This window comes from Flavobacterium sp. KY-23415 (assembly GCF_055384985.1).
Genome location: NZ_AP044001.1, coordinates 383,841 through 407,509, shown reverse-complemented (window position 1 = coordinate 407,509; position 23,669 = coordinate 383,841). Strand labels below are relative to the sequence as shown.

The window sequence follows — 23,669 nt, the reverse complement described above, 5'->3', positions numbered from 1 at the left end:
GCAAATTCATACATATGTATACAGATCCTATTGCAGATTTTCTAACGAGAATTAGAAATGCAGTTAGAGCAAATCACAAAGTAGTTGAGATTCCTGCTTCTAACTTGAAAAAAGAAATCACTAAGATTTTATTTGATCAAGGATATATTTTAAGTTACAAATTTGATGATAGTGGAGTTCAAGGAACTATCAAAATTGCTCTTAAGTACGACAAAGAAACTAAAGAGTCTGTAATCAAAGATATCCAAAGAATTAGTAAACCAGGTTTACGTAAATATGCTGGCTCAACTGAATTACCAAGAATTTTAAACGGTTTAGGAATTGCTATTGTATCAACTTCTAAAGGTGTAATGACTGGTAAAGCAGCAAAACAACTTAATGTTGGTGGAGAAGTTATTTGTTACGTATATTAATAATAAAGCGAAAGAATGTCAAGAATAGGTAAAAATCCAATTGCAATTCCAGCAGGAGTAACCGTAGAGGTGAAAGAAGCTGTAGTTACAGTTAAAGGAAAATTAGGCGAGCTTTCTCAAGAATTTTCAGATGTAACGGTTAAAGTTGAAGGAAATCAAGTTATCGTTGAGCGTTCATCTGATCATAAAAATGAAAGAGCGAAACATGGACTTTATCGTGCTCTAATCAATAATATGATTATAGGAGTTTCAGAAGGTTTTACAAAGCAATTAGAGCTTGTAGGTGTAGGGTATAGAGCTTCAAATCAAGGACAAAAACTTGATTTAGCAGTAGGATTTTCTCACAATATAGTTATGGATATTACTCCAGAAGTTGTTGTGGAAACCATCTCTGAAAAAGGTAAAAATCCAATAGTGAAATTATCATCATTTGACAAACAATTATTAGGTCAAGTATCTGCTAAAATCAGATCTTTCCGTAAGCCTGAGCCTTATAAAGGAAAAGGTATTAAGTTTGTAGGTGAAGTATTAAGAAGAAAAGCAGGTAAATCAGCTTAAAAATTAAGACTATGTCATTAACAAAAAGTGAAAGAAGACAAAGAATAAAATTCAGAATTAGAAAGGTTGTAAGCGGAACCGCTACACAACCTAGATTAGCTGTATTTAGATCTAATAAAGAAATCTATGCTCAAATCATAGATGATGTAAACGGTGTAACATTAGTTGCTGCATCTTCTCGTGAAAAGGAAGTTACTAAAGGTACAAATGTTGAAACTGCTAACGCAGTTGGGAAATTAGTAGCTGAAAGAGCTCTTAAAGCTGGTGTTGTTAAAATTTCTTTTGATAGAGGTGGATATTTATACCACGGACGTATCAAATCATTAGCTGATGGAGCAAGGGAAGCTGGACTTAAATTCTAAGAAATTATGTATCAAAAATATAAAAATGTAGAACTAGTAAAACCAAGTGGACTTGAATTAAAAGATCGTTTGGTTAGTGTGAATCGTGTGACGAAAGTTACTAAAGGAGGTAGAGCATTTGGTTTCTCTGCAATCGTAGTAGTTGGAGATGAAAACGGTGTTGTAGGACATGGATTAGGGAAGTCTAAAGATGTTTCTGAAGCTATTGCAAAAGCAGTAGAAGATGCAAAGAAAAATCTAGTAAGAATTCCTTTGAATAGTGCTACTGTACCTCATGAACAAAAAGGAAAATTTGGTGGGGCTAGAGTTTTTTTAATGCCTGCTTCTCATGGTACAGGAGTTATTGCTGGTGGAGCTGTGCGTGCAGTTCTTGAATCAGTTGGTGTGCATGATGTATTGTCAAAGTCTCAAGGTTCATCAAACCCTCATAACGTTGTTAAAGCTACTTTTGATGCTTTGTTACAGATGAGAAGTGCTGTTACTGTTGCTAAACAAAGAGGAATTTCTTTAGAGAAAGTATTTAAAAGTTAAAAATCCAAGGAAAAATGACAAAAATTTTAGTAAAACAAGTAAAAAGTAAAATCAATTGTCCAGAGACACAAAAGAGAACTTTAGTATCTTTAGGTCTTCGTAAATTAGGACAAGTTGTTGAGCATGACGCAAGTCCTGCTATCCTTGGAATGGTAAATAAAGTTAAACACTTAGTTTCTGTTGAAGAAGCTAAATAATAATATTCGTTATGAATTTAAGTAACTTACAACCAGCTGAAGGTTCAGTTCACAACCAAAATAAAAGATTAGGTAGAGGAGAGGGTTCTGGTAAAGGTGGTACCGCTGCAAGAGGGCATAAAGGTGCTAAATCTCGTTCTGGTTATTCTAAGAAAATTGGTTTTGAAGGTGGGCAAATGCCTCTTCAAAGACGTGTACCTAAGTTTGGTTTTAAAAATATTAATAGAGTAGACTACCAAGGTGTTAATCTTGATACAATACAGTCATTAGTAGATAATGGTTTGATTACTGATACTTTAGATTTGTCAGTAATAATAGATAATCGTTTGGCTACAAAAAATAGCTTAGTAAAGATTTTAGGAAGAGGTGAGCTAAAAGCTAAATTGAAAGTAAGTGCTCACAAATTTACTGCTACTGCAAAAGCGGCTATTGAGGCTGCTGGTGGAGAAGTAGTAACTTTATAAACCTTTTTAGTACAATGAAGAAATTTATAGATTCATTTATCAATGTTTGGAAAATAGAAGAGTTGAAAAATAGAATTTTTTTAACTTTAGGTTTGTTACTAGTGTACCGTTTCGGTGCACAAGTAACTCTTCCTGGTATTGATGCTGCTCAATTGGGTAACTTGACTAACCAAACAGATGAAGGTATTGGTTGGTTGATAAATGTTTTTACAGGAGGTGCGTTTTCGCAAGCTTCTGTATTTGCATTGGGTATTATGCCATATATTTCGGCTTCTATTGTAGTTCAGTTAATGGGAATTGCTGTTCCTTATTTGCAAAAGTTACAAAAAGATGGTGAAAGTGGTAGAAAGAAGATCAATCAAATTACTAGATGGTTAACTATTTTAATTACTTTAGTACAAGGGCCGGGTTATATTTATAATCTTCATGCAACACTTCCTTCAGAAGCTTTTTTGTTAGGATCTAGTTCAGTGCCATTCTTGTTTTCTTCTGTGTTAATTTTAGTTACAGGAACAATTTTTGCTATGTGGTTAGGAGAGAAAATTACTGATAAAGGAATTGGTAATGGTATTTCTTTATTAATCATGGTAGGAATTATTGCTAGAATGCCTCAATCTTTTATTCAAGAAATCAGTTCAAGAACTACACAAGCAAATGGTGGTTTAATGATGATTGTTTTAGAAGTGGTGCTTTGGTTTATTGTTATTATTGCTTGTATACTTTTAGTAATGGCAGTTAGAAAAATTCCAGTTCAATACGCAAGAAGAACCGTTTCTGGTGATTTCGAAGAGGATATGATGGGATCTAGACAATTTATTCCATTGAAACTTAATGCTTCTGGAGTAATGCCAATTATCTTCGCTCAAGCTATTATGTTTATTCCTGCTGCAGTTTCTGGTCTTGCAAAAGAATCTGAAGTTGCACAATCGTTAGCTGGTAAGTTTAATGATCCATTCGGATTAGTATATAATATAGTATTTGCTTTGTTAATCATAATTTTTACGTATTTTTACACCGCAATTACAGTACCAACTAATAAGATGGCAGATGATTTAAAAAGAAGTGGCGGTTTTATTCCTGGAATTAGACCTGGAGTTGAAACTGGTGATTATCTAGATAAGATAATGTCATTAATTACCTTTCCTGGTTCTTTGTTCTTAGCGCTAATTGCTGTTTTTCCAGCAGTTGTGGTAAGTTTATTGGATGTGCAAGGTGCTTGGGGTTATTTTTATGGAGGAACTTCTTTATTGATTATGGTAGGGGTTGCAATCGATACTATTCAACAAATAAATTCATATTTATTGAATAAGCATTATGATGGCTTGATGAAAACTGGTAAAAATAGAAAAGCAGTAGCTTAATATTTATGGCAAAACAATCAGCAATAGAACAAGATGGAACAATAGTTGAGGCATTGTCAAATGCTATGTTCCGAGTAGAGTTAGAAAATGGACATGTTGTAATTGCTCATATTTCTGGTAAAATGCGTATGCATTATATAAAATTATTACCAGGAGATAAGGTAAAACTTGAAATGAGTCCTTACGATTTAACAAAAGCAAGAATTACATATAGATACTAAAGCTAGTAAAATGAAAGTAAGAGCATCAGTAAAAAAGAGAAGTGCCGAGTGCATTATAGTGCGTAGAAAAGGAAGATTATACGTGATTAATAAAAAGAATCCTAGATTTAAACAAAGACAAGGATAATTATGGCAAGAATTGCAGGGGTAGATATACCTAAACAGAAAAGAGGAGTTATTGCTTTAACATACATATTTGGTATTGGCAGTAGCAGAGCTAAAGAAATTTTAGCTAAAGCTCAAGTTAGCGAAGATAAAAAAGTTCAAGATTGGAATGATGATGAAATAAGCGGAATTCGTGATGCTGTTTCTTATTTCAAAATTGAAGGAGAGTTGCGTTCAGAAATTCAATTAAACATAAAACGTTTAATGGATATTGGATGTCAAAGAGGTATTCGTCATAGAGCTGGACTTCCATTAAGAGGTCAAAGAACTAAAAATAACTCTAGAACTAGAAAAGGTAAAAGAAAAACTGTTGCTAACAAGAAAAAAGCAACTAAATAATAAGTAAGTAATATGGCTAAGGCAACAACAAAAAAACGTAAAGTTATCGTTGAATCTACAGGAGAAGCGCATATTAATGCTACATTTAATAACATTATCATCTCTTTAACAAATAAAAAAGGTGAAGTTATTTCTTGGTCTTCAGCTGGTAAAATGGGCTTTAGAGGTTCTAAAAAGAACACTCCTTATGCAGCTCAAATGGCAGCAGAAGATTGTGCAAAAGTAGCACTTGAAGCTGGACTTAAGAAAGTGAAAGTTTACGTTAAAGGACCTGGAAACGGTAGAGAATCTGCAATACGTTCAATTCACAATGGTGGTATTGAAGTATCTGAGATTATCGATGTAACTCCAATGCCTCACAATGGATGTAGACCTCCAAAAAGAAGAAGAGTTTAATTTATTTAAGTATAACCAAGGTAGATTAACGATTATCGAAGGATTATATAGACCTGAATTCATAATCACTACCTTATATTAATTTTAAAATGGCAAGATATACTGGTCCAAAAACTAAAATTGCTCGTAAATTTGGCGAAGCAATATTCGGAGATGATAAAGCCTTCGAAAAAAGAAATTACCCTCCAGGACAACATGGTTTGGCTAAAAAAAGAGGTAAAAAATCTGAATATGCTGTACAGTTAATGGAAAAGCAAAAAGCAAAGTATACTTATGGTGTTCTTGAGCGTCAATTCAGAAATTTATTCGAAAAAGCTTCTTCTGCTTCTGGTGTAACGGGTGAAATTTTACTTCAATTATGTGAGTCACGTTTAGATAACGTAGTGTATAGAATGGGGATTGCTCCTTCTCGTAGAGCTGCTCGTCAGATTGTATCTCACAGACATGTTACGGTTAATGGTGAGTTGGTAAATGTTCCTTCATATCATTTAAAAGCTGGAGATAAAGTAGCAGTTCGTGAAAAATCTAAATCTCTTGAAGCTATTGAAAGATCTTTATCTAATTCTTCTCAGGTTTATGAGTGGATTACATGGAATAATGATACAAAAGAAGGTACTTTTGTTTCTGTTCCTCAAAGACTTCAGATTCCAGAAAATATTAAAGAGCAACTAATCGTTGAGTTGTATAACAAATAATAATTGACTTTAGTCGAAATATGGCATTATTTAATTTTCAAAAGCCCGATAAAGTTATCATGATCGATTCAACCGATTTTGAAGGTAAATTTGAATTTAGACCTTTAGAACCTGGTTACGGATTGACAGTTGGTAATGCATTAAGAAGAGTTTTACTTTCTTCTCTAGAAGGATACGCTATCACATCTGTAAGAATTGAAGGAGTAGAACATGAGTTCTCTACAATTTCTGGTGTGGTAGAAGATGTTACAGATATTATCTTAAACTTAAAGCAAGTTCGTTTTAAAAGACAAATTGAAGATGTAGATAATGAATCTGTTTCTATTTCTCTTTCTGGTAAAGAGCAAATTACAGCAGGTGATTTCCAAAAATTTATCTCAGGGTTTCAGGTGTTAAATCCTGATCTTGTAATTTGTAATTTAGAAAGCAAAACAACTATCAATATGGAACTTTCTATCGAAAAAGGTAGAGGATATGTTCCTGCTGAAGAAAACAAAAAGGCAAACGCACCTATTGGTACAATCTTTACAGATTCTATTTATACTCCTGTAAAAAATGTTAAATATGCAATAGAAAATTTCCGTGTTGAGCAAAAAACTGATTATGAAAAATTAGTTTTTGAAATCATTACAGATGGTTCTATTCATCCAAAAGATGCATTAACTGAAGCAGCTAAAACGTTGATTCACCACTTTATGTTGTTTTCAGATGAGAGAATTACACTTGAGGCTGATGAAATTGCTCAGACAGAATCTTATGATGAGGAATCGTTACACATGAGACAGTTGTTAAAAACTAAGCTTGTGGATATGGATTTATCTGTTAGAGCGTTAAATTGTTTAAAAGCGGCTGAAGTGGATACATTAGGAGACTTAGTTTCTTTTAATAAAAATGACTTAATGAAATTCCGTAACTTTGGAAAAAAATCATTAACAGAGCTAGATGAATTAGTTGCTGCAAAAGGTTTGAATTTCGGAATGGATTTAAGTAAATATAAATTAGATAAAGAATAAATTACTTCATATTTTGCTCTCCAAAGCGGATTGCAGCAAGATGAAGGCTAAATAGAAAGTCATGAGACACGGAAAAAAATTCAATCACTTAAGTAGACAAACAGGACATAGAAAAGCAATGTTAGCTAATATGGCTTGTTCGTTAATAGAGCATAAACGTATTAATACTACTGTTGCTAAAGCTAAAGCTTTAAAACAATTTGTTGAGCCGTTAGTTACTAAATCAAAAGAAGATACTACGCACAACAGACGTATTGTTTTTTCTTATTTAAGAAATAAATATGCAGTTACTGAATTATTCAGAGATGTAGCTGTAAAAGTTGGTGATAGACCAGGAGGTTATACTCGTATCATCAAGCTTGGTAATCGTTTAGGAGATAATGCTGATATGGCAATGATCGAATTAGTAGATTATAATGATTTGTACAGAGCTGGTGTAAAAGAAGTTAAAAAAGCTACACGTCGTGGTAGAGCAAAAAAATCTGAAGCGACTACGGAAGCTCCAGCTGCTGAAACTTCTGAAAATACTGAAGCAACTGAATAATCATGGATATATGATTGTATATAAAAAAAGGATAAACAACTGTTTATCCTTTTTTTTATATTCTTTTTTTTCAATTTTTTAATTTAAATTTGCACAATCAACAACACAACATAATGAAATATATTAATCGTACTCAAGCGGTATTATTATTAAAGGACGGTACAGTTTTCTACGGAAAATCAATTGGTATTGAAGGAATAACTTTTGGTGAAGTTGCTTTTAATACTGGTACAACAGGATATCAAGAAATTTTTACAGACCCTTCTTATTTTGGGCAAATAATGGTAACAACCAATGCTCATATTGGAAATTACGGAGTTAACGAGAATGAAGTTGAATCTGATAATGTTAAGATTTCAGGTTTAGTTTGTAAAAACTTTAGTTTTAATTATTCTAGAGATAATGCTTCTGAAAATCTTTATGATTATTTAAAAAAACAAAATTTAATTGTTATATCAGATGTAGATACTCGTGCATTAGTTAGTTATATTAGGGATAATGGAGCTATGAATGCAATTATTTCTACAGACGGTACTCCTATCGAGGAGTTGAAGAAAAAGTTAATTGATGTTCCAGAAATGCATGGTTTGGAGCTTGCATCTAAAGTGTCAACAAAAGAGCCTTATTTTTTTGGTGATGAACATGCAAAATATAAAATTTCCGCCTTAGACTTAGGGATTAAAACTAATATTCTTAGAAATTTTGCAAAAAGAGATTGTTATATTAAAGTATTTCCATATAATGCTACTTTTGAAGATTTGTCTTCTTTTAATCCAGATGGGTATTTCTTATCGAATGGTCCTGGTGATCCTGAACCGTTAGTTTCTGCTCAACAAGTAGCTAGAGCTATTCTTGAAGTTAATAAACCCCTTTTTGGTATTTGTTTAGGACATCAAGTTATTGGTTTGGCAAATGGGATTTCTACTTATAAAATGTTTAATGGACATAGAGGAATTAATCATCCTGTAAAGAATTTAATAACGGGTAAAGGTGAAATCACGTCACAAAATCATGGTTTTGCAATCGTTAAAGAAGATCTTGAAAATAATAAAGATTTTGAGCTTACTCATGTTCATTTAAATGATGGGACAGTAGCAGGAATGAAAATGAAAAGTAAAAATTGCTTTTCTGTTCAATATCACCCTGAAGCAAGTCCTGGTCCTCACGATTCATCTTATTTGTTTGACCAATTTATTGATAATATCAAATCTTCAAAGAACTAAAACGTTATCGTTTATAAGTTTTTTAGATTTATTCACAATATGATTTTATAAATTTTATTTTTGTCTTATAGGCAAATAATAACTTAAAAAAAAATATAATAATGAGCATGATTATTAAAGTTCACGCAAGACAAATATTAGATTCTCGTGGTAATCCAACAGTAGAAGTTGATGTAATTACAGATAATGGCATTTTGGGTAGGGCTGCAGTTCCAAGTGGAGCATCAACAGGTGAACATGAAGCTGTTGAGCTTCGTGATGGTGGAAAAACCTACATGGGTAAAGGTGTTTTAAAAGCGGTTGAAAATGTTAATGTGAAAATTGCTTCTGAAATCGTTGGAATGTCTGTTTTTGAACAAAATGCTATAGACAAAGCAATGATAGATTTAGACGGTTCTCCAAATAAATCAAATTTAGGTGCAAATGCAATTCTTGGAGTTTCTCTTGCGGTGGCTAAAGCAGCTGCGAATGAATTGGGGTTGCCTCTGTATAGATATGTTGGTGGTGTTTCTGGGAATACATTACCGGTGCCAATGATGAATATTATCAACGGTGGTTCTCATTCAGACGCGCCAATTGCTTTTCAAGAGTTTATGATTATGCCTGTGAAAGCTAAGTCATTTACCAATGCAATGCAAATGGGAACAGAAATTTTTCATCATCTAAAAAAAGTATTGCATGATAGAAAGCTTTCTACAGCTGTAGGAGATGAAGGCGGTTTTGCTCCAAATTTAGCTGGAGGTACAGAAGATGCTTTAGATTCAATAAAATTAGCTGTTGAGAATGCTGGATATGTTTTTGGTGAAGATATAAAGATTGCTTTAGATTGTGCAGCGGCAGAATTTTATGTTAATGGTAAATATGATTATACTAAGTTTGAAGGTGAAGTAGGTAAAATTAGAACTTCTGCAGAACAAGTTGCTTATTTAGCAGAATTGACGTCTAAATATCCTATTGTTTCAATTGAAGATGGAATGGATGAGAATGATTGGGACGGTTGGAAGTTGTTAACTGAAGAAATTGGTGACAAAGTACAGTTAGTTGGAGATGATTTATTTGTAACAAATGTGCAAAGGTTGTCTAAAGGTATTTCAAAGAAAATAGCCAATTCTATTTTGATAAAAGTAAATCAAATAGGAACGCTTTCAGAAACTATAGCAGCTGTAAATATGGCTCATAATGCTGGATATACTTCTGTTATGAGTCATCGTTCTGGAGAGACTGAAGATAATACTATTGCAGATCTTGCAGTAGCATTAAATTGTGGACAGATAAAAACAGGTTCTGCTTCACGTTCAGATAGAATGGCAAAATATAATCAATTACTTCGAATAGAAGAAGAATTGGGTGATGTTGCTTATTTTCCTGGAGAAAATGCTTTTAAGCAAAAGGCATAATTATGTGTAAATAAAGAATAAAATTATATCAGAAGTGCAGGATTTTTAAATTCTGCATTTCTTTTTATATTAATCCATGTTACAGTATTTAAAAAAACCTTATCTGTTAAAAGATTCTTTTAAGAGAAATCTTTTGATTGCTACAATAGTGAGTTTGTTTGTTTTTATAATAAATTATACTCTATACGACGAAAATTCTATTTCTCAATTCAATTGTTCAATAACAATACTTTCTTTCATTTTTGCGTCTGTAACTTTTACAGTTGTATTATTGGTTTTTTATTTCTTTCCAAAGTTTTTTTTATCAGAAAGAATAAAAGAGAATTGGACAATTTTTAATGAAATAGTCTTGATTTTCTTTCTTCATATTTTTATAGCAGTTTTTAATATATTAATTATTTCCTTATTCCTTGTAAAGGATAGTTATTTATTGACTTTTCAAACAATATTTTATTCGGTATTGATTGCTTTTGTTTTTGGTTTTTTTCCAACATTATTTATTCATTGGATTGATTATACAATTCAATTGAAGTATGCTTTAAAAAAGGTTTTGGATTATAATAATAAACTAGAAAATAAAATGAATCAAGCAATTCCTGTTTATCATGATTCAGTTTTAAGATTGCCTTCAAATAAGAACAATGATGCGATTGTTTTTGATGTTAATGACTTACTGTTTGTTAAATCTGAGGGGAATTATATAGAAGTTTATACCGAAGAAAATGGTAAAATAGTAAAATCATTATATCGATATTCTTTGCAATTAATAGAAGAGAAACTCAATCGTTATCAGTTTGTGTTAAGAGTGCATCGTTCGTTTATTGTGAATGTATATAAAGTAAATAAAGCTTCTGGGAATGCAAGGAATTATCAACTATTTTTTAAAGGGATTGAAGAAAGTATTCCTGTCTCAAGAAATAAATTTGATGTTTTTGTAAACACCTTCGACGTTATCATGTCAGTTAATCACAAATAACTGTCATTTCATATCAAAGTGTTGACTTTGAGAGAAATAATTTGGAGTGAAATTTAATTTTGCAGCATTAATTTTAAAAATAAATAATTATGATTAAAACAAAATTAGTTGTTGCAGTGTGTTTTTTTATTTCAAGTCTAGCAGTATTTTCTCAAGAAGACGAAAAGAATGCGAAAAAAAAAGATTTTATTATTAAGGACTTAAACTCGTTATCGTTTTATGCAGGTCCTGTTTTGCAATTTTCTTCATTCGATAACGATTTTGCCTTTTTTGTAGGTGGAAAAGGTGGGGTTGCTTTTAACCATAAAGTTTTGTTGGGTATTGAAGGGTATTTGTTAAAATCAACAAATCAAAGTAAAGTCAATAATGAAAAAGAATTGTCTTTAACCTATGGAGGTGTTTTTGTAGGTTATGTTTTTGATTTGAGTCCTAAAGTGCAAATAGTACCTTCTGTATTATCTGCTTGGGGGCAAATTGGAGAAAGAAAAGTTGATGATTATGAAGAGTATGTTTTTTTTGAAGTTACAGATGATCTCTTTGTTTTACAGCCAGAATTGGAATTAGAGCTTAATTTGTTCAAGCATTTTAAAATCGGATTTGGGGTAAATTATAGAATGGCTAAAGGAGTAGATTCTAAAAATTATGTCAATAAAGATTTTTCTGGTTTAGGAGGAACACTTGCTTTAAAATTCGGAAAATTTTAATCTTTTTTACGGTCAAACTTTTTTAAGCTGTAACTTAACTACTTGTTCTGTGTTTTCTTTTGAAAAAACATGTGTTTTTAAATTATATTTTAGTAGAATCAAATTGTTAAATTAACAAAATAAATGGTTAATTTTTCATAATTAATAAAATCTTATTGTTATCTTATTCTTAAATTAATAAAATGCAATATAATAAAGATTTAACTATTGGAATATAAGAATATATTATTGTCAAATGCTTTAAAATTACATTAATATTCATTAAATTCGCAAAATACTTTACAAATTTTCATAAAACACATTATATATATGTCGAAAACTGCAATATTAGAAATTGATGGCAAAAAGTATGAGTTTCCTGTTATCGTGGGAACTGAAAATGAGGTTGCTATCGATATAGACAAGTTGCGTGGTGCAACTGGTGCTATTACAATTGATCCAGGGTATAAAAACTCGGGTTCATGTAAAAGCGAGATTACTTTTTTAGATGGGGAAGAAGGGATTTTGCGTTACAGAGGTTATTCTATTGAGGATTTAGCTGATAAAGCTAATTTCTTGGAAGTTTCTTACCTTTTAATTTTTGGTGATTTGCCAAACAAGGCTCAATTAGAAAAATTTGAGAAAGATATTAGAAAATATACTTTAGTTCATGAAGAAATGAAAAGTATTATCGATGGTTTCCCAAAGACAGCTCACCCAATGGGGGTACTTTCTTCATTAACAAGTGCTTTAACTGCATTTAATCCAAAAGCAGTTAATGTTGATAATGAGAAGGAATTATATGAGGCTGTGTGTAAAACTATGGGTAAATTCCTTGTTATAGCTACTTGGACATATAGAAGAAGAATGGGGTATCCATTAAATTATTATGATAATACTAAAGGATATGTTGAAAATTTCATGCGTTTAATGTTTGAAATCCCAACAGAACCTTATAAAATGGATAATAGAATTGTTGATGCTTTAGATAAATTATTTATACTTCATGCAGATCATGAGCAAAACTGTTCTACTTCTACTGTAAGAATTGTTGGTTCTTCTCATGCAGGTCTTTTTGCATCAATCTCTGCAGGTGTTTCTGCACTTTGGGGTCCTTTACACGGAGGAGCAAATCAAGCAGTATTAGAAATGCTTCAAGAAATTCACGATAATGGTGGAGATGTTGAAAAATATGTTTTAAAAGCAAAAGATAAAGACGATTCTTTCCGTTTAATGGGATTCGGACATAGAGTATATAAAAACTTCGATCCAAGAGCAACTATTATTAAAAAAGCTGCTGATGATGTTTTAGAAGCTTTAGGAGTAGATGACCCATTATTAGATATTGCAAAACAATTAGAAAAAGTAGCTTTAGAAGATGAATATTTCAAAGCAAGAAACCTATATCCTAATGTAGATTTTTACTCTGGAATCATTTATAGAGCTATGGGAATTCCTGTAGAAATGTTTACAGTGTTGTTTGCAATTGGTCGTTTGCCAGGTTGGATAGCACAATGGAAAGAAATGCGTTCTAATAGAGAACCAATTGGACGTCCAAGACAAGTATATGTAGGACATACTTTAAGACCTTTTAAAGAAGTTAAAGATAGATAATATAATGAAAGCCGAGCATTGCTCGGCTTTTTTATTTTAAAAAATTAGGCTTCTTTGTTTGAATCTCCTGGTTTTTCTTCTGGTTTTGGAGCTTCGTTTTTATCTTTGGTAAGCTCGTCTATTTTTTCTTCGGCTTTTTCTACAACGTCTTCAATGGCATCTTTTACTTCATGGGCTTTTTCTTCTGCCCACTCTGCTGCTTCACTTGCTTTTTCTTTTGCAGTTTTCACGAAGTCTTCTACTTTTTCGGAAAGATGTAACTCGTCTAATTTTTTTGTTGCAGAATCAGCAAGTTCTTCTAGTGTTTCTTTAGCTTCTGCGGCAATTTCTGCTGCTTTTTCTATTGTTTCATCTGTTGTTTTTTTGGCCTTGCCAAATAATGAACTAAAAAAGTTTGATATTCCCATTTTGTATAGTTTTTATCAAATGTATTAATTTATTGTTTATGAGATGCTTTGTTCTATGAAATATATACTATTTAATTTTTTTTTTAGAATAAAATTTTTGCATTCCTTTTTCTATCTTTGTCAAAAGCCAAAAGCAATGTTACAATTAAATGTAAAAAACGAATCATCAAGATTAAAAGCTGTCGTTTTAGGCACAGCAATAAGTAATGGACCAACGCCAACAGTAGAAGAGGCATATGATCCGAAATCATTAGAACATATAATTGCAGGTACTTATCCCGTAGAAGAAGACATGGTTAAAGAAATGGAAGCCTTTAATCAAGTATTTCAAAAGTATGAAGTGCAAGTTTTTCGACCAAATACAATCGAGAATTATAATCAAATTTTTTCTAGAGACATTGGATTTGTAATTGACGATGTTTTTATCAAAGCGAATATTCTTCCAGATAGAGAAAGAGAATTAGATGCCATACAATATGTTATTGATCAAATAAATCCAGAGAAAGTTGTTCGCCCACCAGAAGAAGTACATATTGAAGGTGGTGATGTAATGTTGTGGAACGACTATATTTTTATTGGGACTTATAAAGGTTCAGATTATAAAGATTATATCACTGCAAGAACCAATATGGAAGGTGTAAATTATATTAAAGATTTATTTCCTCATAAAATTGTAAAAGAATTCGATTTAGTAAAATCGAAAATTGAAGCAAAAGATAATGCTTTGCATTTGGATTGTTGTTTTCAACCAGTAGGAAAAGATAAAGGAATTATCTATAAAAGTGGTTTCCGTGAAGAAGCAGATTATATGTATTTAGTGAATCTTTTTGGAAAAGAAAATCTATTTCATATTACTAGAGATGAAATGTATGGCATGAATTCTAATGTTTTTTCTATTGCTCCAGATGTAGTTGTTTCAGAAAAAAACTTCACTAGATTGAATACTTGGTTAAGAGAGCAAGGTTTCACAGTTGAAGAAATTCCATATGCAGAAATTTCAAAACAAGAAGGTCTTTTAAGATGCTCAACATTACCTTTGATTAGAGAGTAATTTTAGTTGTCTGTTATTTGTTGTTTGTTGTCAGTTTATGAAAAGCTATGAGGATTTAGATGTTTATAAAATGAGTTTAGAATTGTTTTATAGAGTTCATGAAACGTCTTTATTATTGCCAAAACATGAGTTATATGAATTAGGAAGCCAGATAAGGAGATCTTCAGATTCTGTAAATTCAAACATAGTTGAAGGATATGGAAGAAAAAGATATAAAGCAGAATTTATACGTTTTTTGGTTTTTTCACATGCAAGTTGCTTGGAAACAAAAGGACATCTATATAAAATAAAGTATTTGTATAATGATTTAGTTCCAGAGGTAGATTCTTTTATTGAAGAATATAATATTTTAGGAGCTAAAATTTATAATTTTATTAAATATGTAGAGACGAATTGGAAGTCATAAATTTAAAAACAGTGAACAGATAACAGAGAACCAACAACATAAAAAAAATAAGATGAACCAAACGACAAACACCATATTAATGATTCGTCCGGTAGCATTCCGAATGAATGAACAAACAGCAGTAAATAATTATTATCAAAAAGTTTTAGATGGATTATTGCCTGCAACGGTAAACGCAAAAGCGCAAGCAGAATTTGACGCTTATGTTGAAAAGTTAAGAGCAGTAGGGATTAATGTAGTCGTAGTAGATGACACTACTGATCCAGATACTCCAGACAGTATATTTCCAAACAATTGGGTGTCTTTCCATGAAAGTGGTGATGTAGTTTTGTATCCAATGTTTGCCGAAAACAGAAGGCAAGAAAGAAGAGAAGATATTCTTGATATTTTAGAAGAGAAAGGTTTCACTATAAACGAAATAATGGATTATACTTCGGCAGAAGAAGATAATATATTTTTAGAAGGAACTGGAAGTATTATTTTAGATAGAGAAAATGAAATTGCTTATTGTGCATTGTCTCCAAGAGCAGATGAAGAACTATTTATTGAGTTTTGTGAAGATTTTGAATATTCACCTGTTATTTTTGAAGCCTTTCAAACCGTAAATGGTGAAAGAAAGCATATATATCACACAAACGTGATTATGTGTGTTGCAGAGACATTCGCAGTAATTTGTGCAGATTGTATTGATGATAAGGCAGAAAGAAAGATGGTGCTTTCTAGTTTAAAAGAATCTGGAAAAGATGTCATTTTAATTACAGAAGAACAAGTGAATAATTTTGCTGGAAACATGCTTCAAGTTAGAGGAGCAAATGACGAGCGCTTTTTAATAATGAGCAATGCTGCCTATGAATCTTTGACGCAATCACAGATAGATAAAATTCAAAAACATTGTAAGATTGTGCATGCAAGTTTAGATATTATTGAAGCTTGTGGAGGAGGAAGTGCTAGATGTATGATGGCTGAAGTTTTCTTACCACAAAACGCATAAATATGTTATCAAGAAAAACGAAATACGGACTAAAAGCATTAATTTATATGGCTAAGCAAGATAAATTAATGCCTGTCCTTATTTCTGAGATTTCAGAACATGAGAATATCTCTAAAAAATTCTTAGAGTTAATACTTTTAGATCTTAAAAAAACAGGTCTTATAGCCTCTAAAAAAGGAAAAGGTGGTGGATATTATTTATTGAAAGATCCCAAAGATATTTCGGTGGCAACAATCATGCGTTTTTTAGATGGTCCTATTGCATTATTGCCTTGTGTGAGCTTAAATTTTTACGAAAAATGCGAAGATTGTCCGAGTGAAGAAACTTGTGGTCTAAATAAATTGCTTGTTCAGGTTAGAGATAATGCTCTTAATGTATTGGAAAACAAGACTTTACAAGATTTGATAACTTTTTGATTTTTTTTTATCAAATAGTCTATCATTCCGATAGACTATTAGTATATTTGGAAAATTAAATTTAGAGATTATATGTTATTGGATTTATTCAAATTTAAAAGACAATTAGACCTGAGTAAAGATGTGAAAGTTTCTGCTTATAAAGCAGTTACTTGGAGGATTTTAGGAACAATTGATACGGTAATAATATCCTATTTAATGACTGGAAATTTTAAAATAGCTTTCTCAATAGGAGGTTTTGAAGTATTTTCTAAAATGGTATTATATTTTATTCACGAAAGAGTTTGGGCAAAATGGACGAAATAAAAAATAAAATAAGCGACTATAATAATGTGTTAGACAGTCTTTCACTAGAAGAGGCATTGTTGTTTGTTGCAGAAACAATGCAAGGTAAAAAAGTGTTTTCAACTTCTTTTGGCATTGAAGATCAGTTATTGACTCATTTTATAAATGGTATTAATAAAGATATTTCGGTGTTCACATTAGACACTGGGAGGCAGTTTAATGAAACCTATGAAGTGTTTGATAAAACACAAAATAAATATAAAAACATAAAAATCAAAGTATATTATCCTTTAGAAAGTGATGTGCAAGAATATGTTGAAAGTGAAGGAGTAAATGGTTTTTATAGCAGTGTTGAAAGTAGAAAAAAATGTTGCTTCGTTAGAAAAGTAATTCCGTTAAAAAGAGCATTAGAAGGAGCCGATGTTTGGATAACAGGGTTGAGAGCAGAGCAATCTGCTAATAGAGAAACTATGCAATATTTAGAATGGGATGAAGATAACAATCTCGTTAAATTCAATCCGTTATTGAAATATACTTTGGAAGAAGTGGAAGCACTTGTGAACAAACATAATATTCCAATTAATAGCTTGTATAGAAAAGGCTATTTGAGTATAGGATGTGCACCTTGTACTAGAGCTTTAGAAAAAGGAGAAGATTTTAGAGCTGGTAGATGGTGGTGGGAAAATGGGAAAAAAGAATGTGGTTTACATATTCATGTTGAAAAAAATAATTAATATAATGCGCAATCATTTAGAAGAATTAGAAAACGAAAGTATTTACATCCTGCGTGAAGTGGCAGCTCAGTTTCAAAAACCTGTTTTGTTGTTTTCTGGAGGAAAAGATTCCATCACAGTGGCAAGATTGGCTCAAAAGGCTTTCTATCCTGCAAAAATTCCGTTCACTTTTATGCATATAGATACAGGGCACAATTTTCCTGAAACTATTGCTTTTAGAGATAAATTAATTGCAGAATTAGGGGTGGAACTTGTTGTTCGCTATGTGCAAGATAGCATTAATGAAAACAAAGCTCAGGAAGAAACAGGTAAATATGCTAGTAGAAATTCGTTGCAAACGGTAACCTTGCTAGATGCTATTGAAGAATTTGGTTTCGATGCTTGTATTGGTGGAGCCAGACGCGATGAAGAAAAATCGAGAGCCAAAGAAAGAATTTTTTCGGTTAGAGACGATTTTGGACAATGGGATGCAAAAAAACAACGTCCAGAAATGTTCACAATTTTAAACGGGAAAATTAATTTTGGGGAAAATGTGAGGGCTTTTCCAATTAGCAATTGGACAGAAGAAGATGTTTGGACCTATATTAAAGAAGAAGCATTAGAATTGCCTTCTATCTATTTTGCCCATGAAAGGAAGTTAGTGAAAAGAGATGGTGCTGTTTTGGCTTATTCGGACTATTTGAATTTGGTTGATACTGATGAAGTAATTACCGATGTGGTGCGTTTTAGAACAGTGGGCGACATGACTTGCACGGCTGCTTTGCTGTCGAATGCGGCAACGATTGAAGAAGTGATGTATGAAAATAAAGCTTCTAAATCGTCGGAAAGAGGAGCAAGAATAGATGATAAACGTTCGGAAGCAGCATTGGAACAAAGAAAAAAAGGAGGATATTTTTAATTATGGAATTACTCAAAATAAATACAGCAGGAAGTGTAGATGATGGGAAAAGCACCTTGATAGGTCGGTTTTTATATGATAGCAATGCACTTACTATTGAGCAAGAAGAATTGGTTCGACAAAAAACCAAAGAAAAAGGATTAGAAGATTTAGATTTCTCGGTTATTACGGATGGTTTAATTGCAGAAAGAGAACAGGGTATCACAATAGATGTGGCTCACATTTACTTTTCTTCCGATACTCGAAAATTCATTATAGCCGATAGTCCAGGTCATGTGGAATATACTAGAAACATGGTTACTGGAGCTTCCAATTCTGATGTGTCTATTATTTTAATAGATGCTAGAAAAGGACTATTGGAACAAACACATCGTCATTATTTTATTAGTAGATTATTGCGCTTGCAATCGGTTATTTTTTGTGTTAACAAAATGGATTTGGTTAATTATGACCAAGATGTTTTCCTGAAAATTGCAACCGATATTAATAGCATGGTGAATGAATTCGAAATAACCAATCAAAATATTTCAATCATTCCTATTAGTTCTTTGAAAGGCGATAATATTGTTTTTGAATCTTCAAACATGGATTGGTATCAAGGGAATACGCTTTCAAGTGTTTTGCATGCTTTTCAAAAAAATACCCAAGCTTCTAAAGAGTTTAGAATGGATGTGCAACAAGTGTATCATGTTCAAAACTCGGAGTTTGTAGATTATAGATCCTATGCAGGAAGAATAAACTCGGGGCAATTGCAACTTGGCGATAAACTATTTGTGCTGCCTTCTGGCAAATCTTCGGAGGTGGTAGAAATTAGAAAATTTACTACTGTCCTAGAAGAAGCTTCTGCTGGAGATTCTGTACAAGTGCGATTAAAAGACGATATCGATATTAGTAGAGGAATGCTTTTAGTGAAAGAAGAAAATGAGGCTCTTTTTGCAAAAGAACTTACTGCAAAGATTGTTTGGTTAGATGAAAACAAAGCAAACAAAGCCGCAAAATATCTCATTCAGGCCAATTCTAGAACAGCGATTTGTAAGATTCAAGAAATGGTGCACCTCATTAGGCCAGAAGCCCCAAAAGAAAAATTTCCATGTGAAAATATACATTTAAATGACATTGCATTAGTAAAATTAAAATTGGCTAATGCAATCTATTTAGACAAGTATGCCGATAATAAAGCCAATGGTGCTTTCATTATCATAGACTCTCAAACCAATAATACTGTAGCCGTTGGTTTTGTAGAATAATTAAAAATTGGTAAAGAACCCCTAAATGCAAGTGTGTTTAGGGGTTTTTGTGTTTCTATAGATGTCGAAAAAGAGTAGGTGACTAGACCTCCAGAGTAAGAAAAACACCGTCAGAGTAAGTAACAAGACTATCAGAGTAGGTGACTAGACCTCCAGAGTAGGTAACAAGACCATCAGAGTAAGTAACTAGACCGCCAGAGTAAGAAAAATGCCGTCAGAGTAAGTAACTAGACCGCCAGAGTAAGAAAAATGCCGTCAGAGTAAGTAACTAGACCATCAGAGTAAGAAGTTGTCTGTTGTCTGTTGTCCGTTGTCCGTTGTCCGTTGTCTGTTGTCCGTTGTCCGTTGTCTGTTGTCCGTTGTAGGTTCTAGGTTGTATGTTGTAGGTTGTATGTTGTAGGTTGTATGTTGTAGGTTGTAAGTAAACCGACAAAAAAAAAATAGATAAACAAAAAACCTATGTTCCTATGTGGTTAAAATAATAAGTTCAAAGTTGTGAACCAAGAACCTACAACGGACAACAAAAAAAACAACAACAAAAAAAATCTATGTTCCTATGTGGTTGAAAAATAATAAGTTCAAAGTTATAAACCAAGAACCTATAACCTACAACAAAAAAAACGACAACAAAAAAAAACTATGTTCCTATGTGGTTGAAAAAAAATAAGCTCAAAGTTGTAAACCGAGAACCCACAACCTACAACGGAGAACAAAAAAAACGACAACAGAAAAACCTATGTTCCTATGTGGTTGAAAAAAATAAGCTCAAAGTTATAAACCAAGAACCTACAACGGACAACAAAAAACAACAAAAAAAACCTATCTTCCTATGTGGTTGAAAAAAAATAAGTTCAAAGTTATAAACGGAGAACCTACAACCTACAACGGACAACAAAAAAACAACAAAAAAACCTATGTTCCTATGTGGTTGAAAAAAATAAGTTCAAAGTTATAAACGGAGAACCTACAACGGACAACAAAAAAACAACAAAAAAAACCTATGTTCCTATGTGGTTAAAAAAAATAAGTTCAAAGTTGTAAACGAAGAACCTACAACCGACAACAAAAAAATAGATAAACAAAAAACCTATGTTCCTATGTGGTTGAAAAAAATAAGTTCAAAGTTATAAACGGAGAACCTACAACGGACAACAAAAAAACAACAAAAAAAACCTATGTTCCTATGTGGTTAAAAAAAATAAGTTCAAAGTTGTAAACGAAGAACCTACAACCGACAACAAAAAAATAGATAAACAAAAAACCTATGTTCCTATGTGGTTAAAAATAATAAGTTCAAAGTTATAAACGGAGAACCTACAACCTACAACGTACAACAAAAAAACCGACAACAAAAAACCTATGTTCCTATGTGGTTAAAAAAAAATAAGTTTAAAGTTGTAAACGGAGAACCTACAACCAACAACGGACAACAAAAAACAACAACAAAAAAAACATGAAACCCTTTGCATATAGCAACAAATAGTATAAATTTATCCCACTGCAAAAGCCAAAGCAAACAATAGCAAAAAGCAAACAACCAATGGATATTACACTAACCGATGAACAACGCATAAAAATCCTCAATTCTGATGATATTTATGGCATTATGCAGCAAATACTCTTGCGAGAAAACAAAATAGACCAAGACAAAGAACATTTTTGGGTTGTGGGGCTTGCGAATAATAATAGGATATTGTTTATAGAGTTAGTGAGTTTGGGCACGGTAAACAGAACATTGGTGGAACCGATGGAAGTTTATAGTTTGGCATTGCAAAAAAGAGCTGTAAAAATTATACTTTGCCACAACCACCCTAGTGGCGAATTGAAACCTTCGGAAAACGACAAAGACGTTACCGACCGCTTGATACAAGTGGGTATTATTGTGGATGTGTTGGTGATTGACCATTTGATTATTTCTACTAGAAGCTACCTTAGCTTTAAAGACATTGGCTTACTCGACGAGCTGGAAAAAAGCACCAAATATGTACCAAAATATGTTTTGGAAGAAAGAATGCGAAAAGAAGCCATGGTAATTGCAGAACAAAAGAAAGCAAACGAAATTGCCAAGCAACTCAAACGAAAAGGCATTGCCAACGAAACTATAGCCGAAGCCACAGGACTATCTTTGGAAGAAGTGGAGCAACTGAGAGTGAAAAGAGCAAGCAATATAGAATAGTATTCTTAAAAAAATATTTTTTTTACTCGTTTACGGATTACCGCACAAAACAGAAAAATTACTGCATTACCTTTGAAAAAGCAACCGAATTGTCTTTCGTACGTATTTCTACGTATAAAAAACACCTAAAAACACGTATTTATACGTATTGTGGGTTTAGAAAGAATGGTTTAGGTTTGTGAAAAGGAATTATGATGTTTGTTATATATATAAATGAGTTACCAGCAATAATAAAAAAAATAACAGCAGATTAAAAGTCCTTTTGATGATTTGTAAAAAATAAAAAGCAACGATAATTGAGCCAATCTATACAAAAATGGATAGCTATGCTCAATTGATTTGCAAAAAAACTGAGCATATAAACAATACATGGAAACTGAATGAGTAAAGAAAAAACAGCTTTAATATTAGACAATATTGACAGAGGAACAATAACTACAACTCTTCAAACAAATGGTTATTTCCGAAAATTGAAAATTTTAAACTCAAGCGTAAAAAACTGGGAAAGTATATGTAAGATATTAGAAGAAGATAATGAAAACAAGATAATAGTTTTAGGGAAATTTACCGAACACACTCTTTTTAAAATGTGTATTCCTGAATACAGAGAAGTTGTAGAAAGACTTATTGACTTATTGAAAACCAAAAAGCACATTATCTTTATATATAAAGATAATTTGGTAGGGAATTTCAGTTATTTTCAATCTGTTGAAATTAAAGAATCTGTATTCGAGGTAGATGAGAAAGAAGATTACTTTTTCTATCTTGATACTGAATTAAAAAACTGGTTAAATTATCAAGACATAGAAGAAACAGAAGGAGATTACCTGAAACGTGTTTTAAAATTAATAAATCGTATCAATGTTGAACTTACTACATTACCATATGAGAAGTTAATAGATGTTGAGATTTCTGGACAAAATTTTATCGAAAATATTGCAGAAGGACTTTTATTTAGAATATATGTTCCAAAAGACAGGATATGGAGTAATGAATTTGACAAATTCATTACTCTTTTTAGAGATTACGCCTCTAATATTGCAAATGAAGAATTAAAAATAACTCAAAATAGAACTGACTTGGGTGTTATCTGTTCTTTATATTCTTTAAATAAGGATATTTCAGAATCCGAAATCAACGACCTTTATAAAGAATTTACTGCGTTTATGGATTTGTGTTCATCTAATCCTAAAGAAGCTCAAAATCTAATTAATGAGTTAGATATTTCGGAACCTAAAAAGCAAAGTATCTTAAAAAAATATGTAAAAGAATCTCAAAGGTTACTACTTGACATTAAACAAGAAAGAGAAGTGAAAATAATTTCTATCAAACATAGACTTCAAAATGAACTTCAAGAATATGAGCTTTCTAAAGATGTAATCGAATATATAGAAAATAGTGTTCCAAGTTCAGAATCTACAAAATATCTAACTTTTGGTAATCAGACAATTCAAAATCAAACAATTATGATAAATCCTCAAATTATAAGTAAAGTAGATGGAATTGTAGTTAACGAACTTAATGGACATATTAATTTCACACCGGAAGAACAAGAACTAAATAAGTTAATAGAAAAATTCACCAATAGTTTATCTGAAGCAACTGAATTGCAAACATCACTTTATGAACTGAAAGACAATGCAAGTTCAAAAGAAAAGAAAAGAGGAGCTTGGCAAAAACTTTATGGATTTTTAGGTAAAGTTGGCGATAAAGTTGGCGATGTTGGAGTTGCTCTTTTGACTAAATATCTTGAACAAAAAATGGGAATGTAAGTACTATGCACAACAGCTAAGGTTTCGTTGTGTGCGAAGCTCTAACATTGAAACCGTGGTTGAACAGAACCGATTCCATACCCACCCTTATGGAGTTATCGAAAAGTTTTTTAGTGTTGTTTAAAACAGCTATT

At 31.9% G+C, this 23,669-nt stretch carries 30 protein-coding genes; 29 read left to right on the top strand and 1 reads right to left on the bottom strand.

Annotation, left to right across the window (positions count from 1 at the left end):
• Window positions 1-14 precede the first annotated feature (14 nt).
• The 19 genes from rpsH (at window position 15) to ACZ49Z_RS01895 (ending at window position 13,152) form a co-directional block, all read left to right on the top strand.
• Window positions 15-413: a 30S ribosomal protein S8 gene (gene rpsH, locus ACZ49Z_RS01985; RefSeq protein ID WP_464306526.1), complete on the top strand. Its 399-nt coding sequence runs from the start codon at window positions 15-17 to the stop codon at window positions 411-413.
• A gap of 15 nt (window positions 414-428) precedes the next feature.
• Window positions 429-971 carry a 50S ribosomal protein L6 gene (rplF, locus tag ACZ49Z_RS01980; RefSeq protein ID WP_464306525.1) on the top strand — a complete coding sequence of 181 codons (543 nt, stop codon included), beginning with the start codon at window positions 429-431 and terminating at the stop codon, window positions 969-971.
• An 11-nt stretch (window positions 972-982) separates the two neighbouring features.
• Entirely contained in the window at window positions 983-1,333 is a 351-nt protein-coding gene (rplR, locus tag ACZ49Z_RS01975) for a 50S ribosomal protein L18 (RefSeq protein ID WP_464306524.1), read from the top strand.
• A gap of 6 nt (window positions 1,334-1,339) precedes the next feature.
• Window positions 1,340-1,864, top strand: coding sequence for a 30S ribosomal protein S5 (gene rpsE, locus ACZ49Z_RS01970; protein ID WP_464306523.1), 525 nt, complete (start codon window positions 1,340-1,342; stop codon window positions 1,862-1,864).
• 14 nt (window positions 1,865-1,878) lie between these two features.
• Window positions 1,879-2,061 (top strand): 50S ribosomal protein L30, encoded by a 183-nt coding sequence (gene rpmD / locus ACZ49Z_RS01965; RefSeq protein WP_464306522.1) that lies wholly within the window; start codon window positions 1,879-1,881, stop codon window positions 2,059-2,061.
• 11 nt (window positions 2,062-2,072) lie between these two features.
• A complete protein-coding gene (gene rplO, locus ACZ49Z_RS01960; RefSeq protein ID WP_464306521.1) occupies window positions 2,073-2,525 on the top strand; it encodes a 50S ribosomal protein L15 in 453 nt (150 codons plus the stop codon).
• 14 nt (window positions 2,526-2,539) lie between these two features.
• Window positions 2,540-3,886 (top strand): preprotein translocase subunit SecY, encoded by a 1,347-nt coding sequence (gene secY / locus ACZ49Z_RS01955; protein ID WP_464306520.1) that lies wholly within the window; start codon window positions 2,540-2,542, stop codon window positions 3,884-3,886.
• A 5-nt stretch (window positions 3,887-3,891) separates the two neighbouring features.
• Window positions 3,892-4,107 (top strand): translation initiation factor IF-1, encoded by a 216-nt coding sequence (gene infA, locus ACZ49Z_RS01950; RefSeq protein ID WP_045968400.1) that lies wholly within the window; start codon window positions 3,892-3,894, stop codon window positions 4,105-4,107.
• Window positions 4,108-4,117: 10 nt separating this feature from the next.
• Entirely contained in the window at window positions 4,118-4,234 is a 117-nt protein-coding gene (gene ykgO, locus ACZ49Z_RS01945) for a type B 50S ribosomal protein L36 (RefSeq protein ID WP_002987490.1), read from the top strand.
• Window positions 4,235-4,236: 2 nt separating this feature from the next.
• Window positions 4,237-4,611, top strand: a complete 375-nt coding sequence (gene rpsM / locus ACZ49Z_RS01940) for a 30S ribosomal protein S13 (RefSeq protein WP_045968397.1) — start codon at window positions 4,237-4,239, stop codon at window positions 4,609-4,611.
• A gap of 12 nt (window positions 4,612-4,623) precedes the next feature.
• On the top strand, window positions 4,624-5,007 hold the full coding sequence (gene rpsK, locus ACZ49Z_RS01935; protein WP_140962416.1) for a 30S ribosomal protein S11: 384 nt from the start codon (window positions 4,624-4,626) through the stop codon (window positions 5,005-5,007).
• An 89-nt stretch (window positions 5,008-5,096) separates the two neighbouring features.
• Window positions 5,097-5,702 carry a 30S ribosomal protein S4 gene (gene rpsD / locus ACZ49Z_RS01930; RefSeq protein WP_464306519.1) on the top strand — a complete coding sequence of 202 codons (606 nt, stop codon included), beginning with the start codon at window positions 5,097-5,099 and terminating at the stop codon, window positions 5,700-5,702.
• A gap of 20 nt (window positions 5,703-5,722) precedes the next feature.
• Window positions 5,723-6,715: a DNA-directed RNA polymerase subunit alpha gene (locus ACZ49Z_RS01925; protein ID WP_464306518.1), complete on the top strand. Its 993-nt coding sequence runs from the start codon at window positions 5,723-5,725 to the stop codon at window positions 6,713-6,715.
• A 61-nt stretch (window positions 6,716-6,776) separates the two neighbouring features.
• A complete protein-coding gene (rplQ, locus tag ACZ49Z_RS01920) occupies window positions 6,777-7,259 on the top strand; it encodes a 50S ribosomal protein L17 (protein ID WP_464306517.1) in 483 nt (160 codons plus the stop codon).
• Between the two features lie 113 nt (window positions 7,260-7,372).
• On the top strand, window positions 7,373-8,482 hold the full coding sequence (carA, locus tag ACZ49Z_RS01915; protein ID WP_464306516.1) for a glutamine-hydrolyzing carbamoyl-phosphate synthase small subunit: 1,110 nt from the start codon (window positions 7,373-7,375) through the stop codon (window positions 8,480-8,482).
• Window positions 8,483-8,583: 101 nt separating this feature from the next.
• Window positions 8,584-9,879 (top strand): phosphopyruvate hydratase, encoded by a 1,296-nt coding sequence (gene eno / locus ACZ49Z_RS01910; protein ID WP_464306515.1) that lies wholly within the window; start codon window positions 8,584-8,586, stop codon window positions 9,877-9,879.
• 76 nt (window positions 9,880-9,955) lie between these two features.
• The gene (locus ACZ49Z_RS01905) at window positions 9,956-10,855 is read left to right on the top strand and encodes a LytR/AlgR family response regulator transcription factor (RefSeq protein ID WP_464306514.1); all 900 of its coding nucleotides are present in this window, start codon (window positions 9,956-9,958) and stop codon (window positions 10,853-10,855) included.
• An 89-nt stretch (window positions 10,856-10,944) separates the two neighbouring features.
• Entirely contained in the window at window positions 10,945-11,559 is a 615-nt protein-coding gene (locus ACZ49Z_RS01900) for a hypothetical protein (RefSeq protein ID WP_464306513.1), read from the top strand.
• 309 nt (window positions 11,560-11,868) lie between these two features.
• Window positions 11,869-13,152 carry a citrate synthase gene (locus ACZ49Z_RS01895; protein WP_464306512.1) on the top strand — a complete coding sequence of 428 codons (1,284 nt, stop codon included), beginning with the start codon at window positions 11,869-11,871 and terminating at the stop codon, window positions 13,150-13,152.
• A 44-nt stretch (window positions 13,153-13,196) separates the two neighbouring features.
• Here ACZ49Z_RS01895 and ACZ49Z_RS01890 read toward each other — a convergent pair whose 3' ends face one another.
• Window positions 13,197-13,559, bottom strand: coding sequence for a hypothetical protein (locus ACZ49Z_RS01890; RefSeq protein ID WP_464306511.1), 363 nt, complete (start codon window positions 13,557-13,559; stop codon window positions 13,197-13,199).
• A gap of 136 nt (window positions 13,560-13,695) precedes the next feature.
• Here ACZ49Z_RS01890 and ACZ49Z_RS01885 point away from each other — a divergent pair, with 136 nt between their 5' ends.
• The 10 genes from ACZ49Z_RS01885 to ACZ49Z_RS01840 all read left to right on the top strand — a co-directional run bounded on the left by ACZ49Z_RS01885 (window position 13,696) and on the right by ACZ49Z_RS01840 (window position 23,535).
• The gene (locus ACZ49Z_RS01885) at window positions 13,696-14,610 is read left to right on the top strand and encodes a dimethylarginine dimethylaminohydrolase family protein (protein WP_464306510.1); all 915 of its coding nucleotides are present in this window, start codon (window positions 13,696-13,698) and stop codon (window positions 14,608-14,610) included.
• Window positions 14,611-14,647: 37 nt separating this feature from the next.
• Complete coding sequence (locus ACZ49Z_RS01880) at window positions 14,648-15,016, top strand: four helix bundle protein (RefSeq protein ID WP_464306509.1); 369 nt, start codon at window positions 14,648-14,650, stop codon at window positions 15,014-15,016.
• Window positions 15,017-15,068: 52 nt separating this feature from the next.
• The gene (gene ctlX, locus ACZ49Z_RS01875) at window positions 15,069-16,007 is read left to right on the top strand and encodes a citrulline utilization hydrolase CtlX (protein WP_464306508.1); all 939 of its coding nucleotides are present in this window, start codon (window positions 15,069-15,071) and stop codon (window positions 16,005-16,007) included.
• Between the two features lie 2 nt (window positions 16,008-16,009).
• Window positions 16,010-16,423 (top strand): RrF2 family transcriptional regulator, encoded by a 414-nt coding sequence (locus ACZ49Z_RS01870; RefSeq protein WP_464306507.1) that lies wholly within the window; start codon window positions 16,010-16,012, stop codon window positions 16,421-16,423.
• 72 nt (window positions 16,424-16,495) lie between these two features.
• Window positions 16,496-16,729, top strand: a complete 234-nt coding sequence (locus tag ACZ49Z_RS01865) for a DUF2061 domain-containing protein (RefSeq protein WP_464306506.1) — start codon at window positions 16,496-16,498, stop codon at window positions 16,727-16,729.
• Entirely contained in the window at window positions 16,717-17,442 is a 726-nt protein-coding gene (locus ACZ49Z_RS01860) for a phosphoadenylyl-sulfate reductase (protein ID WP_464306505.1), read from the top strand. The genes ACZ49Z_RS01865 and ACZ49Z_RS01860 overlap by 13 nt, the downstream gene beginning before the upstream one ends.
• Entirely contained in the window at window positions 17,423-18,340 is a 918-nt protein-coding gene (gene cysD, locus ACZ49Z_RS01855) for a sulfate adenylyltransferase subunit CysD (RefSeq protein ID WP_464306504.1), read from the top strand. The genes ACZ49Z_RS01860 and cysD overlap by 20 nt, the downstream gene beginning before the upstream one ends.
• A gap of 2 nt (window positions 18,341-18,342) precedes the next feature.
• Window positions 18,343-19,587, top strand: coding sequence for a sulfate adenylyltransferase subunit 1 (locus tag ACZ49Z_RS01850; RefSeq protein WP_464306503.1), 1,245 nt, complete (start codon window positions 18,343-18,345; stop codon window positions 19,585-19,587).
• 1,540 nt (window positions 19,588-21,127) lie between these two features.
• On the top strand, window positions 21,128-21,763 hold the full coding sequence (locus ACZ49Z_RS01845) for a JAB domain-containing protein (protein ID WP_464306502.1): 636 nt from the start codon (window positions 21,128-21,130) through the stop codon (window positions 21,761-21,763).
• 380 nt (window positions 21,764-22,143) lie between these two features.
• Complete coding sequence (locus ACZ49Z_RS01840) at window positions 22,144-23,535, top strand: hypothetical protein (protein ID WP_464306501.1); 1,392 nt, start codon at window positions 22,144-22,146, stop codon at window positions 23,533-23,535.
• Window positions 23,536-23,669 lie beyond the last annotated feature (134 nt).

Coding starts and splice junctions, on each gene's coding strand:
- ykgO (WP_002987490.1), top strand. CDS start 4,118: ATGAAAGTAAGAGCATCAGTAAAAAAGAGAAGTGCCGAGTGCATTATA.
- ACZ49Z_RS01850 (WP_464306503.1), top strand. CDS start 18,343: ATGGAATTACTCAAAATAAATACAGCAGGAAGTGTAGATGATGGGAAA.
- rpsE (WP_464306523.1), top strand. CDS start 1,340: ATGTATCAAAAATATAAAAATGTAGAACTAGTAAAACCAAGTGGACTT.
- rpsK (WP_140962416.1), top strand. CDS start 4,624: ATGGCTAAGGCAACAACAAAAAAACGTAAAGTTATCGTTGAATCTACA.
- rplO (WP_464306521.1), top strand. CDS start 2,073: ATGAATTTAAGTAACTTACAACCAGCTGAAGGTTCAGTTCACAACCAA.
- ACZ49Z_RS01865 (WP_464306506.1), top strand. CDS start 16,496: ATGTTATTGGATTTATTCAAATTTAAAAGACAATTAGACCTGAGTAAA.
- rplR (WP_464306524.1), top strand. CDS start 983: ATGTCATTAACAAAAAGTGAAAGAAGACAAAGAATAAAATTCAGAATT.
- ctlX (WP_464306508.1), top strand. CDS start 15,069: ATGAACCAAACGACAAACACCATATTAATGATTCGTCCGGTAGCATTC.
- ACZ49Z_RS01885 (WP_464306510.1), top strand. CDS start 13,696: ATGTTACAATTAAATGTAAAAAACGAATCATCAAGATTAAAAGCTGTC.
- ACZ49Z_RS01860 (WP_464306505.1), top strand. CDS start 16,717: ATGGACGAAATAAAAAATAAAATAAGCGACTATAATAATGTGTTAGAC.
- rpmD (WP_464306522.1), top strand. CDS start 1,879: ATGACAAAAATTTTAGTAAAACAAGTAAAAAGTAAAATCAATTGTCCA.
- ACZ49Z_RS01895 (WP_464306512.1), top strand. CDS start 11,869: ATGTCGAAAACTGCAATATTAGAAATTGATGGCAAAAAGTATGAGTTT.
- ACZ49Z_RS01890 (WP_464306511.1), bottom strand. CDS start 13,559: ATGGGAATATCAAACTTTTTTAGTTCATTATTTGGCAAGGCCAAAAAA.
- cysD (WP_464306504.1), top strand. CDS start 17,423: ATGTTGAAAAAAATAATTAATATAATGCGCAATCATTTAGAAGAATTA.
- ACZ49Z_RS01880 (WP_464306509.1), top strand. CDS start 14,648: ATGAAAAGCTATGAGGATTTAGATGTTTATAAAATGAGTTTAGAATTG.
- ACZ49Z_RS01900 (WP_464306513.1), top strand. CDS start 10,945: ATGATTAAAACAAAATTAGTTGTTGCAGTGTGTTTTTTTATTTCAAGT.
- infA (WP_045968400.1), top strand. CDS start 3,892: ATGGCAAAACAATCAGCAATAGAACAAGATGGAACAATAGTTGAGGCA.
- ACZ49Z_RS01870 (WP_464306507.1), top strand. CDS start 16,010: ATGTTATCAAGAAAAACGAAATACGGACTAAAAGCATTAATTTATATG.
- rpsM (WP_045968397.1), top strand. CDS start 4,237: ATGGCAAGAATTGCAGGGGTAGATATACCTAAACAGAAAAGAGGAGTT.
- ACZ49Z_RS01925 (WP_464306518.1), top strand. CDS start 5,723: ATGGCATTATTTAATTTTCAAAAGCCCGATAAAGTTATCATGATCGAT.
- rpsD (WP_464306519.1), top strand. CDS start 5,097: ATGGCAAGATATACTGGTCCAAAAACTAAAATTGCTCGTAAATTTGGC.
- rpsH (WP_464306526.1), top strand. CDS start 15: ATGTATACAGATCCTATTGCAGATTTTCTAACGAGAATTAGAAATGCA.
- carA (WP_464306516.1), top strand. CDS start 7,373: ATGAAATATATTAATCGTACTCAAGCGGTATTATTATTAAAGGACGGT.
- rplQ (WP_464306517.1), top strand. CDS start 6,777: ATGAGACACGGAAAAAAATTCAATCACTTAAGTAGACAAACAGGACAT.
- ACZ49Z_RS01905 (WP_464306514.1), top strand. CDS start 9,956: ATGTTACAGTATTTAAAAAAACCTTATCTGTTAAAAGATTCTTTTAAG.
- eno (WP_464306515.1), top strand. CDS start 8,584: ATGAGCATGATTATTAAAGTTCACGCAAGACAAATATTAGATTCTCGT.
- secY (WP_464306520.1), top strand. CDS start 2,540: ATGAAGAAATTTATAGATTCATTTATCAATGTTTGGAAAATAGAAGAG.
- ACZ49Z_RS01845 (WP_464306502.1), top strand. CDS start 21,128: ATGGATATTACACTAACCGATGAACAACGCATAAAAATCCTCAATTCT.
- ACZ49Z_RS01840 (WP_464306501.1), top strand. CDS start 22,144: ATGAGTAAAGAAAAAACAGCTTTAATATTAGACAATATTGACAGAGGA.
- rplF (WP_464306525.1), top strand. CDS start 429: ATGTCAAGAATAGGTAAAAATCCAATTGCAATTCCAGCAGGAGTAACC.